Annotated in this window: 5 protein-coding genes; 1 reads left to right on the top strand and 4 read right to left on the bottom strand. The window is 52.0% G+C overall.

Annotation, left to right across the window (positions count from 1 at the left end):
* Window positions 1–249: 249 nt before the first annotated feature.
* The 4 genes from C3418_RS22715 to C3418_RS22700 are packed head-to-tail and all read right to left on the bottom strand — an operon-like array spanning window position 250 to window position 4,368.
* Window positions 250–2,043 carry a prepilin-type N-terminal cleavage/methylation domain-containing protein gene (locus C3418_RS22715; RefSeq protein ID WP_103859333.1) on the bottom strand — a complete coding sequence of 598 codons (1,794 nt, stop codon included), beginning with the start codon at window positions 2,041–2,043 and terminating at the stop codon, window positions 250–252.
* Window positions 2,044–2,057: 14 nt separating this feature from the next.
* Complete coding sequence (locus C3418_RS22710) at window positions 2,058–3,179, bottom strand: PilX N-terminal domain-containing pilus assembly protein (RefSeq protein ID WP_103859332.1); 1,122 nt, start codon at window positions 3,177–3,179, stop codon at window positions 2,058–2,060.
* Window positions 3,176–3,832 (bottom strand): prepilin-type N-terminal cleavage/methylation domain-containing protein, encoded by a 657-nt coding sequence (locus C3418_RS22705; protein WP_103859331.1) that lies wholly within the window; start codon window positions 3,830–3,832, stop codon window positions 3,176–3,178. The genes C3418_RS22710 and C3418_RS22705 overlap by 4 nt, the downstream gene beginning before the upstream one ends.
* Window positions 3,823–4,368: a Tfp pilus assembly protein FimT/FimU gene (locus C3418_RS22700; RefSeq protein WP_103859330.1), complete on the bottom strand. Its 546-nt coding sequence runs from the start codon at window positions 4,366–4,368 to the stop codon at window positions 3,823–3,825. Before C3418_RS22700 ends, C3418_RS22705 begins: the two co-directional genes overlap by 10 nt.
* 87 nt (window positions 4,369–4,455) lie before the next feature.
* On the opposite strand from C3418_RS22700, the gene C3418_RS22695 reads away from it, so the two are divergent.
* Window positions 4,456–4,842 (top strand): type IV pilin protein, encoded by a 387-nt coding sequence (locus tag C3418_RS22695; RefSeq protein ID WP_103859329.1) that lies wholly within the window; start codon window positions 4,456–4,458, stop codon window positions 4,840–4,842.
* Window positions 4,843–5,003: the final 161 nt, after the last annotated feature.

Here is a 5,003-nt window from a genome sequence, read left to right as displayed (position 1 = left end):
AGTCAGCCGTACGATGAAGAGCAGAAGTTATCATGATCGTTACTATGTTGGGAGTCACATAGAAGATCAGATCCTGGAAAACGGGAAAGGTTCCGTTCAGGACGCTACTTGTGTATAAGAGTCAGGTGCCATAGTCCTTGAAAAAATCAAACAGGCTGTAGCCTTTCTGGAATTGGACTTTGCTTTTGGCCATGATCTCGCACCTCAGTAACTGTACGTAAGATCAGTATAGCTCGTGGTGACTGCTAATCATGGGTAATCAGGTACTTTATTGTTACCAGTACCCGTCGTAGTCGTCTTCAGGTCCAAACATTTAATCACCCCGTTGACATTGGTCGTTGGCAATTGGGATGGAGCCAATATACTGACCTGCAATGTCGATATTGCAGCGGTGTTATCACCTGACGGAATATTTTCTCCGACAAGGCCGAAATTATTCTTCAAGCTTTTTACTGTAATAATCACCGGATTATCTACCGTACCACTATAGGTTGTATTATTGGCCGTCAAACGACCACGACTATAGGTACCGTAGTAGTTATTATCGTAGTTGCTATTAACACCAGTATCGTCAATTGTCGCTATGGGCTGACTAGTAACTGTACCATTACTACTGCTGCTACTCCAATGACTTAACAGGGTCATATTGATATCCTGAAAAGGTATCTTGGCCAAGTCAGCATCGTTGATATCTGGATTTGCCTTACTCCCATAAACGACATCTGCCAAATAGTCTGGAGACATGATATCGACATAGATACCACGACTTATTAACTGCACCGTACCAACGGGGGTTGTTAATGCAGTACTGCTACCAGACCGGTTGTTAGATGACCACCATGTGTTGAAGTCTTGAATGGCGATTGCTGGATCTGTGCTGAGGGTTGACCAATTGCTACCCCGTTTTTGTTGCAAGGCATACCTCTTGACCATTTCTGCAACATATGCGCGATAGTTAGCCAGGTTGGTGGCGTCATTCAAAAAGCCGGCAGAGAAAGTGGTAAGACTGACAAGGTGCCAGTCCGGGGCAGGAGTATAGGAACCGTCGATACGAACAAACCGACACGCATCCATATAGGCCCCATTGCTCTTGCCTGATGTCCTTCCTGTGTTCAGAGGGTCATAGTATCCCGCAAATCCTATATTGCTCACGTCATAGTGTTCACGGCAGCAGGTACCACATAGCGCCTCCTGCGGGGAATTACCATTCAATTCCCCCATGGGTTTGCTCACTGATGCACCAGCCTGCCAGTATTGCACTTTTTCCGACTGTCTATACTCGGGAACTGCTGGCAAATAAGCTTGTCCATTTAATCCGGTGTAGTTACAACTACAATAAACTGTTGCCATGTCTTGCTGAGCCAGACGAGTGCTGGTGCTTCCTGTGGTCAAGTAGGTGGCCGTATCAAATTGGATGGTTCGGCTGGAACCCGAACCTTTTGAGATATTGGGCAGCGGCTTGCTGGTCTCCTTGTTGTTGCCATCGCCCAGTTCAATCGCGACCACATCGGGCACACTGCCCTTCGTGTAGTCGACCTTGGGTCCCTCGCGGGGTTTGACCAGACCGTCTCCAGTTTCTTCTTTGGTAAAGGAGCCGGTGGGGGAAATGGCGCCCGCCAGTTGCAGCGTACGGGCTGAACCATCATTATCATTCCAGGTGACAGTCACCTCTACCCGCTTACGCTCCGGATAGTCGTAAAGATAAGTGGCTGGCTTAGTCGTCGACCAGACACCACCATTCAGATACTGGTTGCTGACCGTCCAGCTGACTCCGTAGTTGTCATTCGAGAGTGACTGGCTGCTGCTACCGGTGGAAATGTCTTTATAAGCAGTGAGTGGTGGGGTCGCTGTGCGTATTTCGTTGAAGTTGCGAAACTCATCGAGCTTGGACTCAGCCAATCGCATGGCTATCTCGTACCGCCCCCCTTCGCGGGCTGTACTCAACATGCCACGCGCCAGTGAGACGAGCCCAGCCACCCCGACTCCGAGTAGAACCAAGGTAATAAGGATCTCCAGCAGGCCGAATCCTTTCTGCTTTTTCATATGCTTTCCTCGCCCTACCAATCCCGCCAACTGCCAGGCACCATCTTCGTAGTCTGAAAGCGGGCCCCCTGCTGAACACCGTCAAGCACGGACTGATCGTATTTGACATTGAAAGTACCACTGGTGATATCGATAGGAGCATTGGCAATCAGGGAGCCATTCACCGTTGCCGTACCATTCGCTTTCACCCGTGGAGGGTTACTCGGATCGTCCGAATGAGCGAAAATGATGCCGTTGAATACCAAGCCGCCATTCATCGTCAGGTCACCGTCCCGGACAATCAGCACCACGGGAGCGCCCGAGCTTCCTATTGCACTTGCAGTAAAATCGCAATCGACGCCGGTATCAACAATAAATATCCCGGTCGATGTCGCCCCAAGAGAGCTGCAATTGGGGATAGATACAGCCCCGTTATTGAACATATTGGCCCAACCCGCCTCAGTATCCGGTTCTCCAAAAAGATACCAGAGCAGATCATCTGGAAAGGCGGGATCACTTGCCTTGATATCTGACCCTATATTGATCTTATCGCTGAGATTAGTGCTGCAACTGCCCCCACTAAAGTCCCCATGATGACAGGTTTGCCAGGAACCACTGCCCCCCACGGCCTGATCAGACCAAACCGAAAGCGGCACACCCGGCCCCCCACCGTTCGGATTCGCGACCACAGTGAAAGTTCCTCCAATAGAGGTTCCCCCCGCAACCATCAGCGGCACCGCCTTTGCTGCGGAGAGCAGATGATAGCCTGCTACTTGCACACGCACGGTGGCAGTTCCCAGATTGCTGGGCAAGGTGGCTATGGACATTAACTCCACCGGCGTCACACTCAGCTGATTAGGCGCTGTACCTACCAGAATCGGCGGGACCACATCATCCTTGGCTGTAAGCACATAGGTGCCTTGTGCCGAGCTGACCGTCAGACCTTCGCTGGGAATGGCAATTCCTGCACCATATCGACTCAGGCCATCGGCAATCCCCAGTTCAGCCAGCGCCAAGGCCTGCCGATATTGAACCTCGTTGACGCTGACCTTTCGGTCGGCCACCATCAATTTCCCCACCAGCAGGGACACACCGACCAAGATGAGGATAAGCAGCAGGGTGACCGTAAAGGTGGTGAAACCGGCGTGACGTTTCATGGCAAGAACCCATCGTTGCGCAGCCTGATATCCCGCTGCAGGGTGAGCCCCAGAGCCGGGGATTTAATGTCGTTGCCCGAGATATTCAGCCTGATGGTTCTGACCCCCGTGGAGACGGAGCCGGAGATCATGCTAAAACTCAACGCACTGATCGCTATCGTATCGTCCGTGCTGATCTTCTCTCCTTTCTCTGGCACGTCCGCGCAATCAGCTTCGCCCTCATCGCCTTTAGCCAGCCTGATCACCTTCTCTGCACTGTTGTACTTGTAGCGTCGGGTTTCTCCCGCCGCAGAGGTGTTGTCCAACGCGCCGTTCTCATTATCGTCGTACCTCACCCTGATGCAGTTGCTCTCCAGGTCATCGGCCGACTTAAAAGCGAAGGGGAACAACGTCGTGCTAGAACCCGATGTCGGGTTATAAAGCAGCGTATTTGTGGCAGCACTGGCGTCGTAGCCCGCACGTTGGATATCACGAGCCATCATGTCCGTAATCGATTGAAGTTCCTGATTGAGGCGACTGACCTGCATGGCCGTCTTGTTGGCCTTGAGTATGCTAGCAAAGAGCGCCGAAGCAGCCGCAACCAGCAGCAAGCCCGCCACCATAGCAACCATCAGCTCAACCAGATTAAAGCCCTTGGATTTGCTTAAGCGCATGGCGATGTTCCTGTCACAACATCACTCCGGACACGCCCAATCTTGGAGACAATCACCGCGTATTCATGTTCTCCAATCTTCAGGCAAATGGAACCATTACTGACACCACCATAAAGACTTCGAAAGTCTCCGCGACGGTTATTGAACTCGAGCGCGATAGCCGTACCCGACTTGGTAAAGTTGGAGTCCAGAATCACGCTTCCAAATTCGTCAGCATTGACTCCTTTTCTCCCTTCAATACTAGAACATTGATCTGCACAGCTATTGCATGTCCCATCAATCGCAATGCGATAGCACCAGTTTGATTGACCGACATTGAAGAGTTTGAGCGTCAACGGCACACCGCGCTTGACCGCCTCGGATTTGAGCAACATAACATCGGTATAGATGGCCTGCGTCGCAGCTCTGACCATCTGCTCCTGTCGCAATGACTGATAGCTGGGGAGCGCGACGGCAACCAGGATCGCCACCAGTGCCAAGGCGAGTATCAGTTCTATCAGGGTAAAGCCGGACACCGGCCTGATTCGCATTTCCATGTTTGCCCAGACTCCTGTCTGTAGCCCGTTCTCGGGCCAGCGAGTACTATCCTATGATAGTCTCAACTCACCTATGGAACCATGCCGATGCCAATACGCTTCGCAAGAGGAATAACGCTGATTGAATTGATGGTCGTGGTCGCCATCGTGGCCATCATTGCTGCCATCGCTTATCCCTCTTTCCAAAACGGACTGCAGCACTCCCGACGCGCCGATGCGTTCAAGACTCTGCTGACCATGCAACTCAAGCAGGAAGAGTATCGCATCACCAGCAGCGCTTACAGCACGAACCTGGCGGATCTTGGTAACCCCAGCAGCAGCTACTACAGTTTTTCCGTTGTTGCAGCGTCGACCGGTGCCGCCACCTACAAGCTGCAAGCTCAGGCTATTGGTGCCCAGCTCGGCGATACAGGCTGTACCCGCCTGACCATCACCAAGGCCGATGTGAAAGACCCAGCCGACTGCTGGAAGTAAACCCTCATAACCATCAGCACCCAGTTGAAGGTGATTAGATTGGCCCCTTGAAGATCCAGACACTTCGCCCCTCTTAACTTAAGAGGTAGTCTTGGAGCTATGTTCAGTACTAGTCACAACGAGAAGATGGTCGAAGTGTTAACAGGGGCCGAGCGCCGTCG

It is taken from the genome of Aeromonas sp. ASNIH8, from assembly GCF_002919855.1.
Classification (GTDB): domain Bacteria; phylum Pseudomonadota; class Gammaproteobacteria; order Enterobacterales; family Aeromonadaceae; genus Aeromonas; species Aeromonas caviae.
This window is presented reverse-complemented; position numbering and strand designations above follow the sequence as displayed.